Genomic DNA, 22,058 nt, shown 5'->3' with positions numbered 1-22,058 from the left:
CATCACGCGAAGCACGGTGGGAGGGGGCTTGCTCCCGAACGCGGCGGTCCAGTGAATAATGATGCCGGTTGATACACCGCCTTCGGGAGCAAGCCCCCTCCCACAGTCGGGCTGTGTTTATCCAGTGATCATCGGTGGCAGTGTGCCGAGCAGTGAAACGGCAGCGACAGCGCCAATCCCGAGCAACCACTCCATCAGCACACTGCGCTTGAGCGCGCCTGTGCGTTGTTCGCAATCGTCGATCCGCAGTCTGTTGAACAGCGCCAGCCCGAGCATCCCCAGCACGATCATCGCCTTGATCAACAGAATCAGCGCAAACCCCGTGAACAGCGGTGTCGGCCACCATTGCCCCGTCAGCACGCGAACGTTGATCAACCCGCTGATCAGCAGCCCGGCAACCAGCGCATAGCCGATCCCGCTGAAGCGTCGCAGAATCTCGCGCATCGGTTCACTGGGCTGGCGCACAATCATCACCAGCAGCAACAACCCGCCAAGCCACGCCGCCACGCAGGTCAGGTGGACGATCTGGTTGAGAATCAGCAGTTGGCCGCTGAGACCATCGAGCATCGCGCCATGACCGACCGGCGCCAGCGTCGCCAACAGCAGCGCGCTCAAGCCCAAGCGTAGCGGCAGGTTCGAACGCCACGGCGTAAACAGCAACGCCAGCAGCACCGCGTTGATCAGCAGGTGCCAGCGCCAGACCTGACCGAAAAACGTATTACCCAACACCAGCGCAACCGTGTCCGGATCAAACGCTGCCGCCGCCGAACCGGCCATGCTCGCGGTGATTAACAGCGCCCAAACGATGCCACTGGCCAGCGCAACGGCGGCGAGCCAACGAGCCAGCCGCGCCAGATGCCGATCCAGCTCCGGCGCGTCACCCTTGAGCAGCAATGGCCGGAACAGCCAGGCGCCGAACAGCATCAACACCACGGTGAAATGCAGAAACCGGCACAGCACCAGCGCTTCACTCATGAATTACTGGCCAACCTTGAACTGGTAGGCGCCTTCGCTTTTATGTGTGTCGACCGACACCGCGTGCCATTCGACTTTGTATTCACCGGCAGTCAGTGGCGCTGCCGGGGTGACGATCAGGGTTTTCTTGTCTTTGCCTTCGGTGGTCAGCGGTTTGACCGCGACTGGCGCGCCATCCTTGGTCAGGGTGACTTTGGTGAAGGTCGCTTCAACGCCTTCGGAAAACGTCAGACGAAGATCCGCCGGAGCGACGACGGAGCTGTCGGCAGCCGGGGTCTGGCTTTTCAGGTGGGCGTGGGCAAATACCGAGGATGCGGCGCACAGCGAAGCGAGCAGGGCAGTGGTGGTCAGAACGTTCTTGAGCAGCATCGCGGATACCTCTGAGGCAGGATCGAAGAAACCGCCAGTTTAGCCATCCGGCCAGCGCTGTACGAAGTTTTGTTTTCAGCGGTCGCCTCGGTGATAGAGCGGGTGCTAGTCTTCAACAACGTTGTTGTCAGGGAGCCCACATGGGCAATCACAAGATCGAGATTCGTCGCAGTAACGTCGAAAAAATTCTTCTGGCGGCGGAAAAAGTCTTCGCCGAAAAAGGCTTTGGCAGTACCGCCATGGCCGACATCGCCGCCGAAGTGCAACTGCCGCGTTCCAATCTGCACTACTACTTCTCAACCAAGAGCGAGCTGTACAGCGCGGTGCTGTTTGATCTGTTGGAAGTGTGGAAACAGGACGCGTTGTGCTTCGAGATGTTCGATGACCCGCGCGTGGTGCTCAGCAGCTACATCCGCGCCAAGATGAACCACTCGCGCAGCCGGCCTTACGGCTCGAAAGTCTGGGCCAATGAAATCATCCACGGCGCGCCGACCTTGGGCGAGGCGCTGGACGTCAGCCTGTATGACTGGGCGAAGATGAAGGAAGCGAAGATCCGCCAATGGGTCGAGGACAAGCGCATCCTGCCGGTTGAGCCGTCGAGCCTGCTGTACATGATCTGGGCGTCGACCCAGCATTACGCCGACTTCGATCATCAGGTGAATATCTTGAATGACCACCAGCCGCTGTCGGACATGCAGTTCGAACGGGCGGTGCAGACGGTGACCAGTGTGATTTTGCGCGGAATCGGCCTGGAGCCCTGAGTCTTGCGGTGAACAGGCTGGCCTCTTCGCGAGCAGGCTCGCTCCCACAGGGGAATGCATTCCAACTGTGGGAGCGAGCCTGCTCGCGAAAGCGTCAGTTCAGACGCTACCTGCCTTAAGGTGAGACATGGTACGGATTCCTCGGATCATGATTCCAGTCCAGAAACGGCTTGCCCGAATCCATCGGTACCATCTCGATGCAGTCCGCCACCGGACAGGTGATCTGGCACAAATTGCACCCCACACATTCATCATTAATCACTTCATATTTATGTGTCCCGTCCGCCTGCTTCAGACTGCTGATCGCCTGATGTGAAGTGTCCTCGCAGGCAATGTGGCAACGCCCGCAGCCAATGCACGCCGCCTGATCAATCTTGGCGATGACCTGATAGTTGATGTCGAGATACTTCCAGTCCGTGGTGTTGCCCACCGCGCGTCCCGAGAACTCGGCGATGTTGGCGTAACCCTGACTGTCCATCCACCGTGACAAGCCGTCCTTCATCTCCTCGACAATGCGGAAACCATGCAGCATCGCCGCCGTGCACACCTGCACTGCGCCGCTGCCCAGCGCCATGAACTCCGCGGCATCGCGCCAACTGCCGATGCCGCCAATGCCGCAGATCGGCAAGCCCTGGGTCTGTGGATCACGGGCGATTTCCGCGACCATGTTCAACGCAATCGGCTTGACTGCCGAACCGCAATAACCGCCGTGAGTGCTTTTGCTGCCGACGGTGGGCAGGGCGACCATGTGTTCCAGGTCGACGCTGGTGATCGAGTTGATGGTGTTGATTAGCGACACTGCATCGGCGCCACCGCGATGGGCGGCGCGGGCGGCGACGCGGATGTCGGTGATGTTCGGCGTCAGTTTGACGATCACTGGCAGCGAGCAATACGTCTTGCACCAGCGCGTCACCTGTTCGACATACTCCGGCACCTGACCGACCGCCGCACCCATGCCGCGTTCGGGCATGCCGTGCGGGCAGCCGAAATTCAGTTCGATGCCGTCGGCACCGGTCGCTTCCACCAGCGGCAGGATGTGTTTCCACGATTCCTCGACGCACGGCACCATCAGCGAGACGATCAGCGCGCGATCTGGCCAGTCCTTCTTCACCTGGGTGATTTCGCGCAGGTTGATTTCCAGCGAGCGGTCGGTGATCAGCTCGATGTTGTTGATGCCCAGCACTTCGCGATTGTTGCCGTAGTGCGCCGAGTAGCGCGAGGAGACGTTAACCGCCGCCGGATCTTCCCCGAGGGTTTTCCAGACCACGCCACCCCAACCGGCCTCGAAGGCGCGAACCACGTTGTAGGCCTTGTCAGTCGGCGGCGCGGAAGCCAGCCAGAACGGGTTAGGGGCTTTGATGCCGGCGAAGACTATCGAGAGATCGGCCATTTACGCAGCCTCCACGTTGAGCATCAGTTGAGCGTTGATGGCCTCGGCGGCCAGTTTGCCGTGCTGCACCGCTTGCACGGTGAGGTCTTGATCGAGGCTGGTGCAGTCACCACCGGCATACACACCGGGAATGCTGGTGCGCAGGTTCGAGTCGACCTGAATCCGTTCGCCCTGACGCTTGAGTTCGCGCGCCAATGGGTCGGCGAGAGCGCTGCCGTCGAAGGCCTGGCCGATGGCCTTGAAGATTGCGTCAGCGGCCAGTTCGAAAGTTTCTCCGGTGGTTTGCAGGCGACCCTCGACCAGATCGGTGCGGGCGAAACGCATGCCGCGCACATGGCCCTGAGCGTCGAGCAAAACCTCCTCCGGTTGCGCCCAGGTCAGCAGGCGTACCTGATTGGCCTTGGCGATGTCTTGTTCGTGGCCGGTGGCGCCCATGTCGGCGGCACCGCGGCGATACACCAGATTCACATCGCGGGCACCCAGGCGCGCCATTTGCACGGCCATGTCGATCGCGGTGTTGCCGGCACCGAGGACGATGCAGCGCTCGGCCAATGGCAGCTGGGTGAGGTCATCGGCCTGGCGCAGTTCGCGGATGTAATCGGTGGCGGCGAGCAGGCCGGGGGCGTCTTCATGGGTCAAACCAAGTTGCTTGCTGGCATTGAGGCCGAGGCCAAGGAACACCGCGTCGAACTGCTGATGCAGGTCGCTGAGGGTCAGGTTGTCGCCGAGTTTCTGCCCGTGACGGATTTCGATGCCGCCGATCTGCAGGAGGAAATCCAGTTCCTTCTGCGCGTAGTCATCGACCAGTTTGTACTTGGCGATCCCGTATTCATTCAGGCCGCCAGCCTTCTCGCGCGCTTCGAAAATCACCACGTCGTGACCGTGCATGGCGCTGCGGTGCGCGCAGGACAGACCCGCCGGGCCGGCACCGACCACGGCAATGCGTTTGCCGGTGGCGGCGGCGCGCTGGAACGGGTGTTCAGTGAAATTCGCGTTGTCCACGGCGTAGCGCTGCAACAGGCCGATCAGCACCGGCGCGCATTCCTGGGCGTTGTTGCGCACGCAGGCTTGCTGGCAAAGAATCTCGGTCGGGCAAACCCGCGCACAACTGCCGCCAAGGATATTCGCCGAGAGGATTTTCTGCGCCGCACCGGGCACGTTGTCCTGATGGATATTGCGGATGAACGAAGGGATGTCGATTTCGCTCGGGCACGCATTGACGCACGGCGCGTCGTAGCAATACAGGCAGCGCGAGGCTTCCAGATGCGCCTGCCGGGCATTGAGCGGCGGCGCCAGATCGGTGAAATGGCCGGCGAGGGCGGCCGCGCTTTCGTGCGGGTGCGGGAGATGGTTCAGGGTCTCGATCACGGTTTTTTGCCTCACGGTTATTGAGGTGCTCTGCCTCTGACGGGCAGTGGTTTTTGTATTGCCTGGACTGGCCTCTTCGCGAGCAGGCTCGCTCCCACAGGGGAATGCATTTCAAATGTGGGAGCGAGCCTGCTCGCGAAGGCCGAAGGCCTGGATTTCAGCGTTTAACGGCAGTTGGCTTGTGCAACTCAGCCCGCTTGCTCAGCAAATCAAACACCGCCGGATACGCCGGCCGTTCGATGTACCTTCCGGCCCCGCGCTCGGCGCGCAGGTCGCCGTCGGCCCAGACCACGCGGCCCTGGCTGACGGTGTGGCTCGGCACGCCGCGCACGGTCTTGCCTTCGAAGATGTTGAAATCCACCTGCTGATGGTGGGTCTTGGCGGAAATGGTCCGCGTGCCTTGCGGATCCCACAGCACCAGATCGGCATCGGCGCCAACCCGGATCGCACCCTTGCGCGGGTAGAGGTTGAAGATTTTTGCAGTGTTGGTGGAGGTGAGGGCGACGAAGTCCTGCATCGAAAAGCGGCCGCTGTTCACGCCCTCATCCCACAGCACCGCCATGCGGTCTTCAATGCCGGCGGTGCCGTTGGGAATCTTGCTGAAGTCGTCGCGCCCGGCGGCTTTCTGCTCGGCGCAGAAGCAGCAGTGATCGGTCGCGGTGGTGTGCAGATTGCCGTTCTGCAAACCGTGCCATAGCGCTTCCTGATGCCCGCGTGGGCGGAACGGCGGGCTCATCACGTAACCGGCAGCGGTCTGCCAGTCCGGGTGTTGATACACGCTGTCATCGAGCAGCAGATGCCCGGCCAGGACTTCACCGTAAACCGGTTGCCCCTTGCTGCGCGCATAGGTGATTTCGTCGAGGGCTTCCTTGGTCGAAACGTGTACCAGATACAGCGGCGTGCCGATGGTTTCGGCAATCCGAATGGCCCGGCTCGCCGCCTCGCCTTCAACCTGCGAAGGACGCGACAGTGGATGCGCCTCCGGCCCGGTGATGCCTTGGGCCATCAATTTGCGTTGCAGGTGGTAGACCAACTCGCCGTTTTCCGCGTGCACGGTCGGTACGGCGCCGAGTTCCAGACAACGCTCGAAGCTCGCCACCAGCGTGTCGTCGGCGGCCATGATCGCGTTCTTGTAAGCCATGAAATGCTTGAAACTGTTGATGCCGTGATGGCTGACCAGCTCGGCCATTTCCTCGCGCACCTGCTCGCTCCACCAGGTGATCGCGACGTGGAAGCCATAGTCGGATGCGGACTTCTCGGCCCAACCGCGCCACTGATGAAACGCCTCCATCAACGACTGCTGGGGATTGGGAATCACGAAGTCGATGATCGACGTGGTGCCCCCGGCCAGACCCGCAGCGGTGCCGCTGTAAAAGTCTTCGCTGGCCACGGTGCCCATGAACGGGAGTTGCATGTGCGTGTGTGGGTCGATGCCGCCGGGCATCAGGTATTGGCCGCTGCCGTCGAGCACTTCGGCACCCGCGGGAATATCAAGGTTTTCACCGATGGCTTTGATCACGCCGTCAGCGCAATAGACGTCGGCGCGATAACTTTCATCATGGGTAACAACGGTGGCGCCACGGATCAACAGAGACATTCCGAGTTCCTCGCAGGCATGACCGACTTGTGCCGGTTCTAAATGTTTTATTGATGTACAGCGGTGAAGGGCGTATTCCTGTCAGCGCTGTCAGGAATAGAAACTAGTCGCTGTCTTGCAATAGATCAAGATTATTTTTTATAAGCTTATGACTGTTTTAAGCTATTGAAAAATAAAGATAAAAAATGAAAATCACCAAAATGGTGAGGCTGTTCACCATTTTGACGCACTTGACAGGATGGAAATATGAGCAAGATTTCCTATGTGAAATCAGCCGCTTGAAGTTGAGCTGCGGTTGATCGCTCATGAAGAAAAAAAGTGCAGTGCACCAGTTTGAGTCCTGACAGTTCGGATAACTTGCCCGGCGTTTAGTCTGAGCGTTCAGACAAGTTTTCCAGGACTCACCGGTAAATAATTAAAACTGATGAATATCAGAAAGTTGCAAAGCGTTTAAAGCATCGCCCGAGCGTTGAGTGGAGTACCCGGCACGTTTATTGATGCCGCCGCTGACACCATGGCCGGTGCGTGAAAGTTGTCAGTTCCTCCGGCCATCGTCCGGCTCGCACCGTCATGTGCAGCCGCCTGATGAGCAAAAAAATAATCAGAAGAACAGTGGAGCGGCCATGCAACAGATCAGATCGCAAGTGACCGAGCGCGACGGCTTGTTCGAGCTTGAAGCCGGTAGCGACGTCCTCGACAGTCCCCGTTACAACCACGACATGGCACCGACCAAGGTGCGCGAACGAACCTGGAACAAATGGCACATCACCGCGCTGTGGGTCGGCATGTCGATCTGCGTGCCGACCTATACCCTCGGTGGCGTGCTGACGGCGTACTTCGGCCTGACCGTCGGTGAAGCGCTGCTGGCGATTCTGTTTGCCAACATCATTGTGTTGATTCCGCTGACGCTCAATGCGTTTCCCGGCACCAAGTACGGCATCCCGTTCCCGGTGTTGCTGCGCTCGTCATTCGGCATTCTCGGTTCCAACGTGCCGTGTCTGATTCGCGCGCTGGTCGCCTGTGGCTGGTTCGGCATTCAGACGATGTTTGGCGGCCTGGCGATTCACCTGTTTCTCGGCTCGATTTTCGACGGCTGGAAATCCCTCGGCGGCACCGGGGAGGTGATCGGCTTCATGATTTTCTGGGCGTTGAACCTGTGGGTGGTGATTCGCGGTGCCGAGTCCATCAAGTGGCTGGAAACCCTGTCGGCGCCGTTGCTGGTAGCGGTTGGCATCGGACTTCTGGTGTGGGCGATGCCCAATGTGTCGATGACCGAGTTGCTGGCGATCCCGCCGAAACGTCCTGAAGGCGCGAGCGTGGTCAGTTACTTCGCCGCCGGGCTGACGGCGATGGTCGGCTTCTGGGCCACGCTGTCGCTGAACATTCCTGACTTCAGTCGTTACGCCAAAAGTCAGAAGGATCAGATCCTCGGGCAGATTTTCGGCCTGCCGCTGACCATGTTCCTCTTCGCCTCCCTCGGCGTGATCATGACCGCAGCGTCGGTGAAACTGGTGGGCGTAACCGTCTCTGATCCGGTCAGCCTGATCGGCCACATCCAGAGCCCGGTGTGGGTTGCGGTGGCGATGGCGTTGATCATCATCGCCACGCTGTCGACCAATACGGCGGCGAACATCGTGTCGCCGACCAACGACTTCCAGAACATCGCGCCCAAGGTCATCAACCGCACCAAAGCGGTGTTGCTGACCGGTTTTGTCGGGCTGTTGCTGATGGGCCATGAGCTGCTGAAAAAACTTGGCCTGATCGTTTCCGATGTCAGCCTGGAGACCGTGTATTCCAACTGGTTGCTGGGCTATTCCAGCCTGCTCGGGCCGATTGCCGGGATCATGGTGGTGGACTATTTCCTGATCAAGAAACAGCAACTGGACCTCGCCGGGTTGTACCGCGACGACGTCTATCCGGCATGGAACCGGGCCGGGTTCCTGGCGTTCGGCGTGCCGGTGGCGCTGACGCTGCTGTCGCTGGGTAGCGACGCGTTCAGCTGGTTTTACAGCTATGGCTGGTTTACCGGCTCGGCGCTGGGCGGAATCATTTATTACGGGTTGTGCGTGATGCGGGCGCAGCCTTCTGCCGTGAAAACAGCGGTGTAGCGGAGGGCCCTTTCGCGAGCAGGCTCACTCCCACATTTGAATGCATTCCCCTGTGGGAGCGAGCCTGCTCGCGAAGGCGATCTATCCGACACCACAGCAATATCCATAAGAAACTAGCCTGAGGAGATCCCCATGAACGCAGCCGTAGACGTTCTGCAATCGACCCATCAGCACATCAACCGCGACCGCCTGTGGGCATCGCTGATGGAACTGGCCAAACTCGGCGCCACGGTCAAGGGCGGGGTCTGTCGCCTGGCCCTGACCGACCTCGATCGCCAGGCCCGCGACCTGTTCGTGCAATGGTGCAAGGACGCCGGATGCAGCGTCACGGTCGACGAGGTCGGCAACATCTTCGCCCGTCGCCCCGGCCGCAACCCGAACCTGCCCCCGGTGATGACCGGCAGCCACATCGACACCCAACCCACCGGCGGCAAGTTCGACGGCTGCTTCGGCGTGCTCGCCGGCGTCGAAGTGCTGCGCACCCTTAACGACCTCGACGTGGAAACCGAAGCGCCGCTGGAAGTAGTGGTGTGGACCAACGAAGAAGGCTCGCGCTTTGCCCCATGCATGATGGGCTCCGGGGTGTTCGCGGAAAAATTCACCCTCGAGGAAACCCTCGCCAAAGTCGATGCCGATGGCGTCACCGTTGGCGAGGCGCTCAATGCGATCGGCTATGCCGGTTCGCGCAAAGTCATCGGACACAAGGTCGGCGCCTATTTCGAGGCACACATCGAACAAGGCCCGATCCTCGAAGACGAACAGAAAACCATCGGCGTGGTGCTTGGGGCGCTGGGGCAGAAGTGGTTCGATCTCAAGCTGCGCGGCGTCGAAGCTCACGCCGGCCCGACCCCGATGCACCTGCGCAAAGATGCGCTGGTTGGCGCCTCGGTCATCGTCGGTGCGGTCAACCGCGCTGCCCTCGGCCATCAACCCCATGCCTGCGGCACCGTCGGTTGCCTGCAAGCCTACCCAGGCTCGCGCAACGTCATCCCCGGTGAGGTACGCATGACCCTCGATTTCCGTCATCTGGAACCGGCGCGCCTGGACTCGATGATCGCCGAAGTGAAGCAGGTCATCGAAGCCACATGCGAAGAACACGGCCTCACGTATGAACTGACACCCACCGCCGACTTCCCGCCGCTGTACTTTGAAAAGGGTTGTGTGGACGCCGTACGTGGCGCCGCCAAGGGTTTGGGCCTGTCGCACATGGACATCGTCAGCGGTGCCGGCCACGACGCCATCTTCCTCGCCGAACTCGGCCCGGCCGGGATGATCTTCGTGCCGTGCGAAGGCGGCATCAGCCACAACGAAATCGAAAACGCCGCGCCGGATGATCTGGCAGCGGGGTGTGCGGTGTTGTTGCGGGCGATGCTGGCGGCTTCGGCGATGGTGGCTGGGGGGCAACGCGCGGCCTGAAGATCAAAAGATCGCAGCCCAATGTCATGAAAATGTGCGACGTTTGCGCCCCATGAAAATCATCACCTCCGGCGCGTCCTATCTGGACATCGACGCCTACGCCTGCTGCATCGCCTACGCCGAATTGCTCAACCTGCAAGGCCTTCCCGCCCGCGCGGTCAGCAGCGCAAAGCCCAATAGCAGCGTGTCTCCAACCGTTCTGAGTTGGGGCGCTGCGTTTCAGCGTTACACGCCGCAAGCCAATGACGGATTCGTGCTCGTCGATGTGTCCGACCATCACCACTTCGACCCGCTGGTGGTGCTCGACCAAGTGGTGGAGGTTATCGACCATCATCCCGGTTTTGAGCAGTACTGGGCTGAACGACTGGGTTGCGCCGCCGATATCCGCCCGATCGGCGCGGCAGCGACGCTGGTTTTTCAGCGCTGGCAAACCGCCGGCCTGCTCTCGCGAATGAGCGAGCAAAGCGCGGCATTGCTGGCCACGGCGATTCTCGACAACACGCTCAACTTCACCGGGCAGATGACCACCGAGCTGGATGTTCGGGCTTATGACCTTTTGGCCCAGCGGGCGAATCTGGCGGCGAACTGGCCCGAGCGGTACTTCCTCGAATGTCAGGCCGCCATCGAAGCAGACCTGCAGGCCGCGTTGGCAGCGGATCTGAAACGCTTCAAACCGGACAGCAACCTGCCGCAGGTTTTCGCACAGATGACGGTGTGGGACGCCGATGGGTTGCTGCACAACCATTGCAACGAGATCTGCGGCTGGATGGCCGGGCAGGGCGATGACTGGTTGCTCAACGTCATCAGCATCCGTGACGGCAAGAGTTGTTTGCTGGCGGAGCCTGAGGCCAGCCAGCAGACGTTGAATCGGTTGCTGCCGCTGCAATGGCAGGCGGCAATGGCGGTTGTGAAATCGTCGATGCTGCGTAAAGAATTGCTGATGCTGGGGCTGAACCTCAACGCTGTCTGATGCGCTGATCAACCTGGGCGATCATTTCTGCTCGCAGTGCCCTGGCGCCGCTCAGCGCCATCCGGGTTGCCGGTGTCCAGCAACCTTCTTTCCACCAGCACATTCTCCAGCGCCTGACGCTCGAGCGGCGCCATTTGGTGTTCGCGCTTTTTCAGCTCCAGCAGGATGGGGCTGGACCAGGTGCGATAAGTCTGTTCGATGTTGCGACGCGACGTCATCAGTCTCTCCTTGATCAAGAGCCCGGTTTTGCTGGCAGGGGCTCAGTCCGATGAGGGATTAACCTTAGTCGAGAATCCCATATCGCGCGAATGCGCACGCCCGATGTAGGAGCTGCCGAAGGCTGCGATCTTTTGATCTTGATCTTGAAAAACAGGATCAAAAGATCGCAGCCTTCGGCAGCTCCTACACAGGGATTGCGGTAGGTGGGGGTCAATCGTCCACGTTCATCATCGCCTGCACACCTTCCCACGCTTCGGCGCGCATGCGTTCGATATCCAGTCCTGGAATCATGCCGTTATCCACGACCACACGACCACCCACCAAACTGTATTTCACTGTAATCGGCTCGCCTGCCACCACCGGTGCAACAGCGCTGTCGTGGAAGTCGAAGAAGCGTGGATGGTCGAGGCTGTAGATCACCAGATCCGCCGCCTGACCGACTTCCAGCGTACCCACCGCGCCTAAGCCAAGCACCTGCGCGCGGAACATCCGTTGGCCCGCCGCGAGGTGTTGGCCCCGGCAGATCTGGCACACGAGCCGTTTGTGGCACTGGAATTGAAGCAGTCGCGGTTTGCCCATTTTCTTTATCAGTGCTGTATTCAGGCTGGGTTCACGCCGCAGATTCGACAGCAGGTGATCGAGGTGCAGACTTTGCTCAGTCTGGTGCGCGCCGGGTTTGGCGTGGCGTTGTTGCCGGCTTCCATCGAGCAATTGGCGCCGGCGGGGCTGGTGTTTCGCAAGTTGACCCCGGCGCTGCCGGAGGTGCCGTTGTATGCGACGTATCGCGCGGACGATGCTTCCCCAGTCCTCAAACTCTTCCTCGACACCCTGCGCGAGTTGGTGGAATCCTCAAATCACCACTGATCCTTTGTGGGAGGGGGCTTGCTCCCGAATGCGGTGTGTCATTCAACAATGATGACAGCTGATCCACCGCCTTCGGGAGCAAGCCCCCTCCCACAGGGATCTTCAGTGTTTCGGGAATTAATGATCGGCACGATCACGGCGCGGCGCGGTCGTAACCTTCACATGCGCGTATCACTTGTGGAGAGCCAATGAGCCAGGAAGTCCTGACCCGCGAAACCAATCGTCGCCAGTTGCAGCAGATCATCGCCGGGCTGTCCGACGGGGTGATTTTGCTCGAGCTGGATCAGAGCATCCTCTGGGCCAACGAAGCGGCGCTGGCCATGCACGGTGTCAGCCGTATCGGTGAACTGGGCAGCAATGCCGACGAGTACGCCAAGCGCTTCAGCCTGCGCTATCGCAACAACCACGCGGTGCCGCCCGAGAATTACCCGATCAGCCGCGCGGCGCGCTGCGAAGCCTTCAGCGACGTGCTGATCGAGGTGTTCGCCGTGGATGACCCGGAGCGGGTCTGGGTGCATAACGTGCGCAGCATGGTACTGACTGATCGCGAAGGGCAGCCGGAGTCGCTGGTGCTGATCATGAGCGACGTCACCGACTGGGCCAGCGCCGAGCAGCGCTTCGAGAAAACCTTCAATGCCAATCCGGCGCCGGCGGTGATCTGCCGTCTGACTGATTTGCGCTACATCAAGGTCAATCCGGGGTTTCTGGAGATGACCGGTTACACCCGTGACCAGGTGATCGGCACCTCGGCTTACGAAATCGACATCCTCGAACAGGCCGAGCGCAAAGACCTTGCCATCCAGCGTCTGAAAGATGTCGCGACCATCCCGCAGATGCAGGCCGAGCTGCGGCTGGCCGATGGCAGCACCAAGCAAGTGATCGTTGCCGGACAACCGCTGCAACTCAATGATGAGCAGTGCATGCTGTTCTCGTTCGTCGACATGGAATTGCGCCACAAGGCTGAAGTGGCGCTGCGCCAGAGTGAGGAGCGCTTTGCCAAGGCGTTCCGGCTGACCCCGGTGCCGATCCTGATCTGTAGTGCTGATGAGCAGCAGGTGATCGATGTCAATCAGGCGTTCCTCGACACTTTGGCTTATGCCAGCGATGACGTGCTCGGCAAAACCATCACGCAACTGAATTTCATCGACGACGAAGGCGCCCGAGCCCGGCTGCTGACGGCGCTGGCGAAAAGCGGGCGGATTGATCGGGTCGATGTGCGGGTGCGCAAGAAGGATGTGGATCTGTTGGAGTGTGCGGTGTCCGCCGATACCGTCAACATTCAGGACACACGCTGTTATCTGCTGGTGCTGATGGACATCACCGAGCGCAAGCGCACCGAGCTTGAGCTGGTGGCGGCGATTGAAGAGGTGATGAAAGATGCCTCTTGGTTCAGTCGCACGCTGATCGAAAAGCTGGCGAATGTGAAGAAGGTCAATTCGCCGCAACTGCCGAGTGTGTCGTTCACCGACCTGACGGCGCGTGAGCGCGATGTGCTTGGGCTGATCTGCGAAGGCTTGGCGGACAAGGAGATCGCGGCGCGGCTGAAACTGGCACCGAACACGGTGCGCAATCATGTGGCGACGGTGTATTCCAAGCTGGATGTGCACAGCCGCAGCGAGGCGATTGTCTGGGCGCGGGAGCGCGGCTTGTTTTCCGGCGGGGGGACCAAGGGACAGCGGTAGGGTGCAAATGCACTAGTTCAATCGGTGCAAATTAGTGTGTTGGTGTGAGGGGGCTGTTCTTAGGCTGGTGGGGTGCGATACGAGTCTTTTCTGGCTTGGGATCGTGTCCCTTCGAAACAGCTAAAGGAACAGCCTCAATGATGAATCTTGCACAGTTGCGCGCTCAGCTTGAGCACAGTTTTGCGCCGCTGGCGTGTGAGTGTCTGGTGGATGGGGATCATTCGCTGACGGTGAAGCTTTATCACCCGGTGTCGGGGCAGGTGGATCTGGTGATCAGCGGGTTGAAGCTCAATACGCTGCGTACGCCGGAGTCGGTGGAGGCGTTGATTGAAGAGTTGCGGTATGAGTTGGAGAGTAACTCTTTGCGGTCTTCGACTGATGCTGACATGGCGTAGATCTCTGTGGCAGCCGGCTTGCCAGCGATGGCGTCGGTTTGGGCGATGGGGTTCCTGCTGATTGGGTACATATCCGTTGCTGGGGTAACGGCTGCTTGGGGTTCCGCCCTGACGGCGGGTCACTTTTTCCAGACGCCGAAAAAGTAACCAAAAAGGCTTTACCCTGACGTTCGGCCCTCGCTTAGGCTCGGGTTCCTTCGCTACGGGATTGATCCGGGCGCAGTCGCCTGCGGTTTGCTGCGCTGCACCTCCTCTCGATGTGTTTGGCTGCGCCAAACGGTCGCTGCGCTCCCACCCCCGGATTAACCCCTCCACTCAGCCTGCCGACGGGCTCCGAGATCAAGATCAAGAGCGGTACTCGAGCTTGCGCTCATTGTGTTGAGTGGGGCGGCATGCGCCGCGTGCGGGGTGTAGTCATTTTCTTGTGGGAGCTGGCTTGCCAGCGATGGCGGCCTGCCAGCCGACCAGGCTCTGGCGGGTGTACTCAACCCTTGTGGGAGCTGGCTTGCCAGCGATGACACCCTCACAGCCAATCACTCTTCTTCTAATACACCCGGATCCACCTGTGGGAGCCAGCCTGCTGGCGATGGCGTGCTATCAGCCGCCGAGTCTCTGTGGGATGTAAATCCATTCTGTGGGAGCGGGCTTGCTCGCGAAGGCGGCTGCCTGGTAACCAACTCCTGATTCCCAACGCAAAATCGACAGCCATAACCCTCTGATGCGTCCGCTTTACTGGCACTTGCGAGGCCGTCGTCTATAAAGAATGAGTGGTCAGGTCTTCTGTGATCGGTTCGGTTGCGGGAGTGGGTCGTTCATTTACCGCGGGTCGTCCTATGAACAATCTTGGGAAACGCGTGTTGCCGTTGGCTTTTTTTGCAGTTTTATTGGCCGGTTGTGCCAGTCCGCCGCCGCCTCCACCCGTAACGCCGCCTCCGCCGCCGGAACGTACTTGCCAGGTTCTCGAGAACACTGAGGTGTCTGGCGACAAGTATGTCGATGAGCAAGTGACTCGCCACACCACTACCACCCGTTGCGTCACTCAATAGCTGCGGCGGGGCGCAAGTCCCGGGTTGAGCGGATTGTGCTGGTGGCCGATCTGGTCGGCACGGCGGTGTTTGCCGTGGAAGGGGCCATTGCGGCGATGCGCAGTCAGCTCGACTTGCTCGGGGTGATGGTGATTGCGTTCATCGTCGCCCTTGGCGGTGGGGTCACCCGCGATCTGTTGATTGGTGCTACGCCCCCCAATGCCGTGGCCGATTGGCGGTATCCGGCGCTGGCGTTTTTTATGGGTGGGTTGGCGTTTGTTTGCCATGAGCAGGTGCTGGGTTGGTCCGGTTCGACGCTGATTGTGCTGGATGCGGCCGGTCTGGCGCTGTTCGCTGTGGCGGGGGCGCAGAAGGCGTTGAACTTCGGGATTACGCCGTTTGTGGCGATGCTGATGGGCACCATCACGGGCGTCGGTGGCGGGGTGATACGCGACATCGTGCTGGCGCGGATACCGGTGGTGTTGCAGGCGGATTTGTATGCGAGTTCAGCGTTTGTCGGCGCGGCGGTGTTGATTATCGCAAGGCGCTGCGGGGTGTCGCCGGTGGCGGCGGCGTTGCTGGCGGGGGCGGCATGTCTGGCCTTGCGATTGCTCTCGGTGCACTTTGGCTGGCAACTACCCAAAGTCATTGCCTGATCCTATCCCTGTAGGAGCCTTCGGCAGCTCCTACAGGGGATCAGAAATCACGGATCAGGACAGGAACCCCCCGTCCACATTCAGCGAAACCCCGGTGGTGTAGCTCGACGCATCACTGGCCAGATACAACACAGCCCCGGCCATTTCACTCGGATCGGCCACGCGCTTGAGCGGGATTTGCGTCAGCGCTTGCTTGAGGATCGCATCGTTCTTGACCAGCGCCGAAGCGAACTTGGTGTCGGTCAGGCCTGGCAGCAGGGCGTTGCAGCGGATGCCGAACTGCGCGCATTCCTTGGCGAAGACCTTGGTCATGTTGATCACCGCCGCCTTGGTCACCGAGTAGATGCCCTGGAAGATGCCCGGCGAAATGCCGTTGATCGACGCGACGTTGATGATGCTGCCGCCACCGTTTTCGCGCATCAGCTTGCCGGCTTCCACCGACATGAAGAAGTAGCCGCGAATGTTCACGTCGACGGTCTTCTGGAAAGCGCCGAGGTCGGTATCCAGTACGTTGCAGAATTGCGGGTTGGTCGCGGCATTGTTGACCAGGATGTCGAGACGGCCGAACTGTTCCTTGATGCCGGCAAAGACCTGGCTGATCTGCTCCATTTCACCGATGTGGCAAGCGACCGCAGTGGCCTTGCCGCCGGCGGCGACGATGGCGTCGGCGACGTGCTGGCAGCCGTCGAGTTTGCGGCTCGAGACGATCACATGCGCGCCTTGTTGGGCCAGCAGTTTGGCGATGGCTTCACCGATGCCACGGCTGGCGCCGGAAACGAAAGCGATCTTGCCGTCGAGGTCGAACAACTGAGTCTTGGACATAGGGGTTCCTTGGTGTGGGCCGTCAGAGGCTCGATTTCGCAATGACCTGCAAGCTCATCTGCTCCAGCAGTTTGTTCATGTGAATGAACTGCGCGAAGCGTTTGTCCTGGGTCTGGCCATGGTAGAAGCGGTAGTAGATCTGCTGCACGATGCCGGCCAGGCGGAACAGGCCGTAGGTGTAGTAGAAGTCGAAGTTATCGATCTGAATGCCCGAACGCTCGGCGTAGTAGTCGACGAATTCGCGGCGGGTGAGCATGCCCGGTGCGTGGCTTGGCTGGCGGCGCATCAGTTGCACCGGCGCCGGGTCGCCGGCTTCGATCCAGTAGGCGAGGGTGTTGCCCAGGTCCATCAGCGGATCGCCGAGGGTGGTCAGTTCCCAGTCGAGCACGCCGATGATCTGCATCGGGTTGTCCGGGTCGAGTATGACGTTATCGAAACGGTAGTCGTTGTGGACGATGCTGGAGGTCGGGTGGTCAGCCGGCATCTTGTCGTTGAGCCAGGTTTTGACCGCTTCCCAGTGTGGCGCGTCCGGGGTGAGGGCCTTTTCATAGCGCTCGCTCCAGCCTTTGATCTGGCGGGCGACGTAACCTTGCGGCTTGCCCAGATCGCCGAGGCCACAGGCTTCATAGTCAACGCGGTGCAGTTCGACGAAGCGGTCGATGAAGCTCTTGCACAGCGCTTCGTTTTTCGCCGAATCAAGGCCAAGTTCCGGTGGCAGTTCCGAGCGCAGGATGATCCCCTTGACTCGTTCCATCACGTAGAACTCGGCGCCGATCACCGCTTCGTCGGTGCAGTGCACGTAGGCTTTCGGGCAATACGGGAAGCCGTCGCGCAGCTGATTGAGAATGCGGAATTCGCGGCCCATGTCGTGGGCGGATTTGGCCTTGTGGCCGAATGGCGGCCGGCGCAGGACGAACTCCTGTTCCGGGTACTCAAGAAGGTAAGTCAGGTTCGACGCGCCGCCGGGAAACTGGCTGATCGCAGGCAAGCCGGTCAGGCCCGGAATATGGGCCTTGAGGTATGGATCAATCAGGCTGGCATCGAGTTCTTCGCCAGAGCGGATACGGGTGGACTGGTCAGTAAGCGCCATGCTTATCCCTTCTGCTTATTTTGGAGGCCAGACATCATTGGCTAATCTAATGGCGCGCCGGGTCGGCCACAAGCGCGCTGCGGTCTTATAGGTTAGCGTGTTGCCCGATAATCACCTGTGGGAATGTGCAGGGCGGGGTGGGTCAATGGCGGCGCGTGATCCTCTAATGCACGCGTTGATTGCTGATTTTCGGCGGCAACTGAATCGGCGTCAGTACTGGCTGCCCGGAGAAGAATGCCACAAGGTTTTTCCCCACCAGCTCCACGGTGCCTTGGGTGGCTTCCGGTGACAGACCGGCGACGTGCGGGGTTAGTAGCACGTTGCTCAGGGCTTTCAACGCATCCGGTACTTGCGGTTCATGGTCGAACACATCCAGCGCGGCGCCGGCAATGCGCCGTTGTTCAAGGGCGGTGATCAGATCCGCCGTGGCGATCACACTGGCCCGGGCGATATTGACGATAAAACCTTTAGGGCCCAGCGCGTCGAGCACAGGACGGGTCACCAGATGCTGCGTGCCGATCCCGCCCGGCGTGGCGACGATGAGGAAATCGGACGCCCGCGCCAGTTCAGTCGGGGTTGAGCAAAACGTGTAGGGCACCTCGCTGCGCACCTGACGGCTGTGATAGCTGATGTGCATGTCGAAGCCGAGGTGGGCACGTTTGGCGATCGCCAGGCCCACTGCACCCAAGCCAAGAATCCCAAGACGTTTGCCGGCCAGAGACGGGCGCATGATCTTCGGCCATTCTCCTCGGCGCACGGCGGCGTCGCAGCGCGGAATATCGCGCACCAATGCCAGCAGCATGGCCATCGCATGGTCAGCCACCGACGAGGCGTTGACCCCGGCGCCGTTGGTCACGGTGATCCCGCGATCGCTGGCGGCTTGCAGGTCGACATGCTCGTAACCGGCACCGATCACCGTGATGATCTTCAGCGCGGGCAGGGTGGCGATTTCCTCGGCAGTCAGGCCAAGCGGGCCACGGGTCAGAACGGCGTCGATACGTGGGCCATGGGTGGCGATGGCTTGGGCGCGTTCGGCAGGTGTCGGCGCGAGGATCAGGTGAAAGCCCTGATGCTCCAGAATCGGTAAATAGTCATTGATGGTTTCAACCAGTACCAGAACGGTGGCGGGCATTGCGCGGCTCCTGAGATCGTTAGTGGTTCGGTCGCGAAAGTCGTAGCAGAGTGCTGATTCCAGAGCGCTTTGGCAATGGTTGGGCGCTGCCCCGTTCCTGCCAGTGTAGGAGCTGAAACGGGGCATGCGCGGGCGCTTCGTCAGAAGGTCTTTGCGGAGACGGGCTTAGCGGATCAAGTGACGTACTGCGCGACGCCGTTGCCAAATGACCAGTTCTCTTTTTTCACTTCTACCAGATTGATGAACACGTCCTCCAGGCGCACCGCCAGTTGCGTGTGCAGACTTTCGGCGATGGTTTTGAACAGCAGTTGTTTCTTCTCCACCGTGCGTCCTTCGCTGATGGTGATCTGGATGAATACGACGCCGTCAGTGCGCGGGATGCCGAGGTATTGCGGGTCGTAGATCAAGTGCTGGCTGTCGTGTTCGGTAAGGACCTGGAAGTTGTCATGTGCGGGAACATCAATCGAACTGCGCAGGGCGTCGTAGATGAGTTCACCAACGTGTCTGGCGAAGGCGGGATCGGGGTTTTTCCTGATGTCGACGCGAACGAGGGGCATGGGCGGGGACTCTATGGGGGCAGGGGACTCATTCACGCTAGACCATTTGGCCCGGATTTGATGCATCCGGTATCTGGGCGGCCGCCATCGCTGGCAAGCCAGCTCCCACAGGGATTGGTGATGGGTCACGATTGTGTGAACAGCGCATGACCCTGTGGGAGCGGGCTTGCCCGCGAAGAGGCCGGCGGCCTTCACACAGCCCTTTTTTTACCTGCAACCTGTCAGGTGATTCGCCAGCTTCTGTGGCTGATAAACGCGATTTGCCGCACCTGTTTAAAGACACTCGAAGTTACGCGCCAATGCCCACAAATTCTTGCGCCGTTGCCTACGAAAACGCCGGATTCATCTGCTATCTGGCAGGTGCTGAATACGGAACTATGAAGGGAACAAAGCAGCCGCGGCAGTCGCTGCCAACAGCCAAGGAAGGCGCATGCTTCAGAATGATAGGGAAAATCTGGAACTCGAGAGGCTCCAAAATGAAACGAGCAAACTGATCGCCGAAAGAAAAAAGCTTCTGGCGCAAGCAAAAAAGCTAAACAGGGAAACGAATTTATACCCGCTCGCATTAGTAGGAGGTCTAGTGACTGCAATCGCTGCAGTAGCAGGTGTTTTTTTCAAGTTTTGAGTGTTCACGTTTCATCACAGTCAGACCCTGACCTAAAAAGGAAAATCAAATATGAGCACCTATGACCGCAAGGCCAGAATGGAAGCACTGGAACGAGAGCACGATGAGTGGGAGGAAAGAATGCACCTCAAGAACAAGGGCGATATGTACCCAATCTGGGCGATGCTAGCGTTCGGCATCTTTTGCATGTCACTTGGATTCATCCTGGCTCGATCAATCTGACCAAGCCCTGCCGACTGCATCAGGCGCTGTAACTTGCCAGAAAACGACACACTGCGTACCCGTCACCGACAGCTATTTTCCCAAAAACGACACTCCTCTAAACTGCTCCGCACAACCACTCCTCAGCTAAGTCTTTGCTTCTGCTCATTTATCGCGGAGAATCGCGCCCCTGTTTCGGCCGGAGCATGTCTGTCGGTTTTTTCCGACGCGTCCTGACCGAGTGGCAAGTGACCGGAATGCGGAGATCCGACCGGATGAATGATCAGGCCAAAAGCGTTGATCAACGCTTTGATGCAGCAGCACCCGCTGAACTTTCGAGCTGGAATCGCCAGGACACCACCTGGATGTTGGGGCTGTTTGGGACGGCCATCGGCGCCGGCACCCTGTTTTTGCCCATCAACGCAGGGCTGGGTGGCTTCTGGCCGCTGGTGATCCTCGCGCTGCTGGCGTTCCCGATGACGTTCTACGCACACCGCGGCCTGACCCGCTTCGTGCTTTCCGGTCGCGAAGGCGCCGACATCACTGACGTGGTCGAGGAACATTTCGGCATCAAGGCCGGTGCGCTGATCACGTTGCTGTACTTCTTCGCCATCTTCCCGATCCTGCTGATCTACAGCGTCGGCCTGACCAACACGGTCGCCAGTTTCCTCGAGCATCAACTGCACATCACACCGCCACCGCGGGTGATTCTGTCGTTCGTGCTGATTCTGGGGCTGCTGGCGGTGGTGCGTTGCGGCGAGCAGGCGATCGTCAAGGCAATGAGCCTGATGGTCTATCCGTTCATCGTCGCGCTGCTGTTCCTAGCGGTGTACCTGATTCCTCACTGGAACGGCGGCATCCTCTCCACCGCTTCGCAAATTCCCGCACCGTCGGCGTTGCTGCACACGCTGTGGCTGGCGATTCCGGTGATGGTGTTCTCGTTCAACCACTCGCCGATCATTTCGGCGTTCGCAGTGGATCAGAAGCGCCGTTATGGCGCGAACGCCGACCAGCGTAGTTCGCAGATTCTGTGCCGCGCCCACCTGCTGATGGTGGTGATGGTGCTGTTCTTCGTGTTCAGTTGCGTCCTGACCCTATCGCCGGAACAACTGGCCGAAGCCAAGGCGCAGAACCTGTCGATCCTGTCGTACCTGGCCAACCACTTCAGCAACCCGACCATCGAGTTCGCGGCGCCGCTGATTGCATTTGTGGCGATCTCCAAGTCGTTCCTCGGTCACTACATCGGTGCCAGCGAAGGTCTCAAAGGCCTGATCGTCAAGAGCGGCAAGCGTCCGGGCGCCAAGGCGCTGGATCGCATCGTGGCAGCGTTCATGCTGGTGATCTGCTGGATCGTGGCGACCCTGAACCCAAGCATTCTGGGCATGATCGAGACCATCGGTGGCCCGGTGATCGCGGCCATCCTGTTCCTGATGCCGATGTACGCCATCCGTAAAGTACCGGCGATGACCCGTTATCGTGGTCAGGCATCGAACGTGTTTGTCACCGCCGTGGGTCTGGTGGCGATTTCGGCGCTGATCTATTCGCTGACGGCGTAACGGCAAGATCAAAAAAAGCCGCTGCACATGATGTGTGCAGCGGCTTTTTTTTGGTTCTTCACGGAATCCCGGGAAACACAGAAACAAGAACGCCGATTTGCTTGATGATGTTCGTGCGAGCAAACACATCTAACAAACCGGCGTTCTTATGCGCGATATTAATACTTTCCTTCCTTTTTGGGAGGGCTTTTCTGTCGTCACGATCAAGCCTGATGGTGATGCCCTCCAGATCGATCTGACGCCCCACGCCACCCGATTCCCTTCCTGTGGTGGGTGCCAA

22 protein-coding genes and 1 pseudogene are annotated in these 22,058 nt (G+C 59.8%); 11 read left to right on the top strand and 12 right to left on the bottom strand.

The window, feature by feature from the left end:
• Positions 1-117: 117 nt before the first annotated feature.
• Both copD and copC read right to left on the bottom strand, forming a co-directional pair.
• Positions 118-975 carry a copper homeostasis membrane protein CopD gene (copD, locus tag CKW18_RS18785; protein WP_095190176.1) on the bottom strand — a complete coding sequence of 286 codons (858 nt, stop codon included), beginning with the start codon at positions 973-975 and terminating at the stop codon, positions 118-120.
• Positions 976-978: 3 nt separating this feature from the next.
• Positions 979-1,344, bottom strand: a complete 366-nt coding sequence (copC, locus tag CKW18_RS18780) for a copper homeostasis periplasmic binding protein CopC (protein ID WP_095190175.1) — start codon at positions 1,342-1,344, stop codon at positions 979-981.
• 140 nt (positions 1,345-1,484) lie between these two features.
• Here copC and CKW18_RS18775 point away from each other — a divergent pair, with 140 nt between their 5' ends.
• On the top strand, positions 1,485-2,105 hold the full coding sequence (locus tag CKW18_RS18775) for a TetR/AcrR family transcriptional regulator (RefSeq protein WP_095190174.1): 621 nt from the start codon (positions 1,485-1,487) through the stop codon (positions 2,103-2,105).
• 115 nt (positions 2,106-2,220) lie between these two features.
• On the opposite strand, the gene preA is transcribed toward CKW18_RS18775, so the two are convergent.
• The 3 genes from preA to hydA all read right to left on the bottom strand — a co-directional run bounded on the left by preA (position 2,221) and on the right by hydA (position 6,460).
• Positions 2,221-3,495: an NAD-dependent dihydropyrimidine dehydrogenase subunit PreA gene (preA, locus tag CKW18_RS18770; RefSeq protein ID WP_095190173.1), complete on the bottom strand. Its 1,275-nt coding sequence runs from the start codon at positions 3,493-3,495 to the stop codon at positions 2,221-2,223.
• Complete coding sequence (locus CKW18_RS18765) at positions 3,496-4,863, bottom strand: NAD(P)-dependent oxidoreductase (RefSeq protein WP_095190172.1); 1,368 nt, start codon at positions 4,861-4,863, stop codon at positions 3,496-3,498.
• 157 nt (positions 4,864-5,020) lie between these two features.
• Positions 5,021-6,460, bottom strand: a complete 1,440-nt coding sequence (hydA, locus tag CKW18_RS18760) for a dihydropyrimidinase (RefSeq protein WP_095190171.1) — start codon at positions 6,458-6,460, stop codon at positions 5,021-5,023.
• Between the two features lie 623 nt (positions 6,461-7,083).
• Here hydA and CKW18_RS18755 point away from each other — a divergent pair.
• The 3 genes from CKW18_RS18755 (at position 7,084) to CKW18_RS18745 (ending at position 10,954) form a co-directional block, all read left to right on the top strand.
• Positions 7,084-8,568, top strand: a complete 1,485-nt coding sequence (locus CKW18_RS18755; RefSeq protein ID WP_095190170.1) for an NCS1 family nucleobase:cation symporter-1 — start codon at positions 7,084-7,086, stop codon at positions 8,566-8,568.
• A gap of 132 nt (positions 8,569-8,700) precedes the next feature.
• Complete coding sequence (locus CKW18_RS18750; RefSeq protein ID WP_095190169.1) at positions 8,701-9,984, top strand: Zn-dependent hydrolase; 1,284 nt, start codon at positions 8,701-8,703, stop codon at positions 9,982-9,984.
• 52 nt (positions 9,985-10,036) lie between these two features.
• Positions 10,037-10,954 (top strand): bifunctional oligoribonuclease/PAP phosphatase NrnA, encoded by a 918-nt coding sequence (locus CKW18_RS18745; protein WP_095190168.1) that lies wholly within the window; start codon positions 10,037-10,039, stop codon positions 10,952-10,954.
• 8 nt (positions 10,955-10,962) lie between these two features.
• On the opposite strand, the gene CKW18_RS18740 is transcribed toward CKW18_RS18745, so the two are convergent.
• A complete protein-coding gene (locus tag CKW18_RS18740) occupies positions 10,963-11,172 on the bottom strand; it encodes a hypothetical protein (protein ID WP_095190167.1) in 210 nt (69 codons plus the stop codon).
• A gap of 211 nt (positions 11,173-11,383) precedes the next feature.
• A pseudogene (locus tag CKW18_RS18735) lies at positions 11,384-11,653 on the bottom strand (amidohydrolase family protein); the annotation flags it as partial.
• 12 nt (positions 11,654-11,665) lie between these two features.
• Between CKW18_RS18735 and CKW18_RS18730 the strand changes: the two are divergent.
• The 4 genes from CKW18_RS18730 to CKW18_RS18710 all read left to right on the top strand — a co-directional run bounded on the left by CKW18_RS18730 (position 11,666) and on the right by CKW18_RS18710 (position 15,795).
• A complete protein-coding gene (locus CKW18_RS18730) occupies positions 11,666-12,037 on the top strand; it encodes a LysR substrate-binding domain-containing protein (protein WP_238156219.1) in 372 nt (123 codons plus the stop codon).
• A 188-nt stretch (positions 12,038-12,225) separates the two neighbouring features.
• The gene (locus CKW18_RS18725) at positions 12,226-13,719 is read left to right on the top strand and encodes a helix-turn-helix transcriptional regulator (protein ID WP_095190166.1); all 1,494 of its coding nucleotides are present in this window, start codon (positions 12,226-12,228) and stop codon (positions 13,717-13,719) included.
• A 137-nt stretch (positions 13,720-13,856) separates the two neighbouring features.
• On the top strand, positions 13,857-14,114 hold the full coding sequence (locus tag CKW18_RS18720; protein ID WP_095190165.1) for a DUF1652 domain-containing protein: 258 nt from the start codon (positions 13,857-13,859) through the stop codon (positions 14,112-14,114).
• 1,087 nt (positions 14,115-15,201) lie between these two features.
• Positions 15,202-15,795 (top strand): trimeric intracellular cation channel family protein, encoded by a 594-nt coding sequence (locus tag CKW18_RS18710; protein ID WP_238156220.1) that lies wholly within the window; start codon positions 15,202-15,204, stop codon positions 15,793-15,795.
• Positions 15,796-15,849: 54 nt separating this feature from the next.
• On the opposite strand, the gene CKW18_RS18705 is transcribed toward CKW18_RS18710, so the two are convergent.
• From CKW18_RS18705 to CKW18_RS18690, 4 genes are all read right to left on the bottom strand, one after another.
• A complete protein-coding gene (locus tag CKW18_RS18705) occupies positions 15,850-16,617 on the bottom strand; it encodes an SDR family oxidoreductase (protein WP_095190162.1) in 768 nt (255 codons plus the stop codon).
• A 22-nt stretch (positions 16,618-16,639) separates the two neighbouring features.
• Entirely contained in the window at positions 16,640-17,707 is a 1,068-nt protein-coding gene (locus CKW18_RS18700; protein WP_095190161.1) for a phosphotransferase family protein, read from the bottom strand.
• Positions 17,708-17,870: 163 nt separating this feature from the next.
• The gene (locus CKW18_RS18695; protein ID WP_095190160.1) at positions 17,871-18,839 is read right to left on the bottom strand and encodes a 2-hydroxyacid dehydrogenase; all 969 of its coding nucleotides are present in this window, start codon (positions 18,837-18,839) and stop codon (positions 17,871-17,873) included.
• A gap of 173 nt (positions 18,840-19,012) precedes the next feature.
• Complete coding sequence (locus tag CKW18_RS18690) at positions 19,013-19,396, bottom strand: tautomerase family protein (protein ID WP_095190159.1); 384 nt, start codon at positions 19,394-19,396, stop codon at positions 19,013-19,015.
• 430 nt (positions 19,397-19,826) lie between these two features.
• On the opposite strand from CKW18_RS18690, the gene CKW18_RS18685 reads away from it, so the two are divergent.
• From CKW18_RS18685 to CKW18_RS18680, 3 genes are all read left to right on the top strand, one after another.
• Complete coding sequence (locus CKW18_RS18685; protein WP_095190158.1) at positions 19,827-20,021, top strand: hypothetical protein; 195 nt, start codon at positions 19,827-19,829, stop codon at positions 20,019-20,021.
• A gap of 51 nt (positions 20,022-20,072) precedes the next feature.
• The gene (locus tag CKW18_RS30630) at positions 20,073-20,243 is read left to right on the top strand and encodes a hypothetical protein (RefSeq protein ID WP_170947283.1); all 171 of its coding nucleotides are present in this window, start codon (positions 20,073-20,075) and stop codon (positions 20,241-20,243) included.
• Positions 20,244-20,497: 254 nt separating this feature from the next.
• A complete protein-coding gene (locus CKW18_RS18680; protein WP_095190157.1) occupies positions 20,498-21,778 on the top strand; it encodes an HAAAP family serine/threonine permease in 1,281 nt (426 codons plus the stop codon).
• Positions 21,779-21,836: 58 nt separating this feature from the next.
• Here CKW18_RS18680 and CKW18_RS30625 read toward each other — a convergent pair.
• Positions 21,837-22,058, bottom strand: a 222-nt coding sequence (locus CKW18_RS30625; protein WP_218274340.1) for a hypothetical protein, incomplete at its 5' end; no start/stop codon positions are given.

The sequence above is a fragment of the Pseudomonas sp. Irchel 3E19 genome (assembly GCF_900187585.1).
Classification (GTDB): Bacteria; Pseudomonadota; Gammaproteobacteria; order Pseudomonadales; family Pseudomonadaceae; genus Aquipseudomonas; species Aquipseudomonas baetica.
The sequence above is the reverse complement of the archived record's forward strand: the minus strand, read 5'-3'. Positions and strand labels throughout refer to the sequence as shown.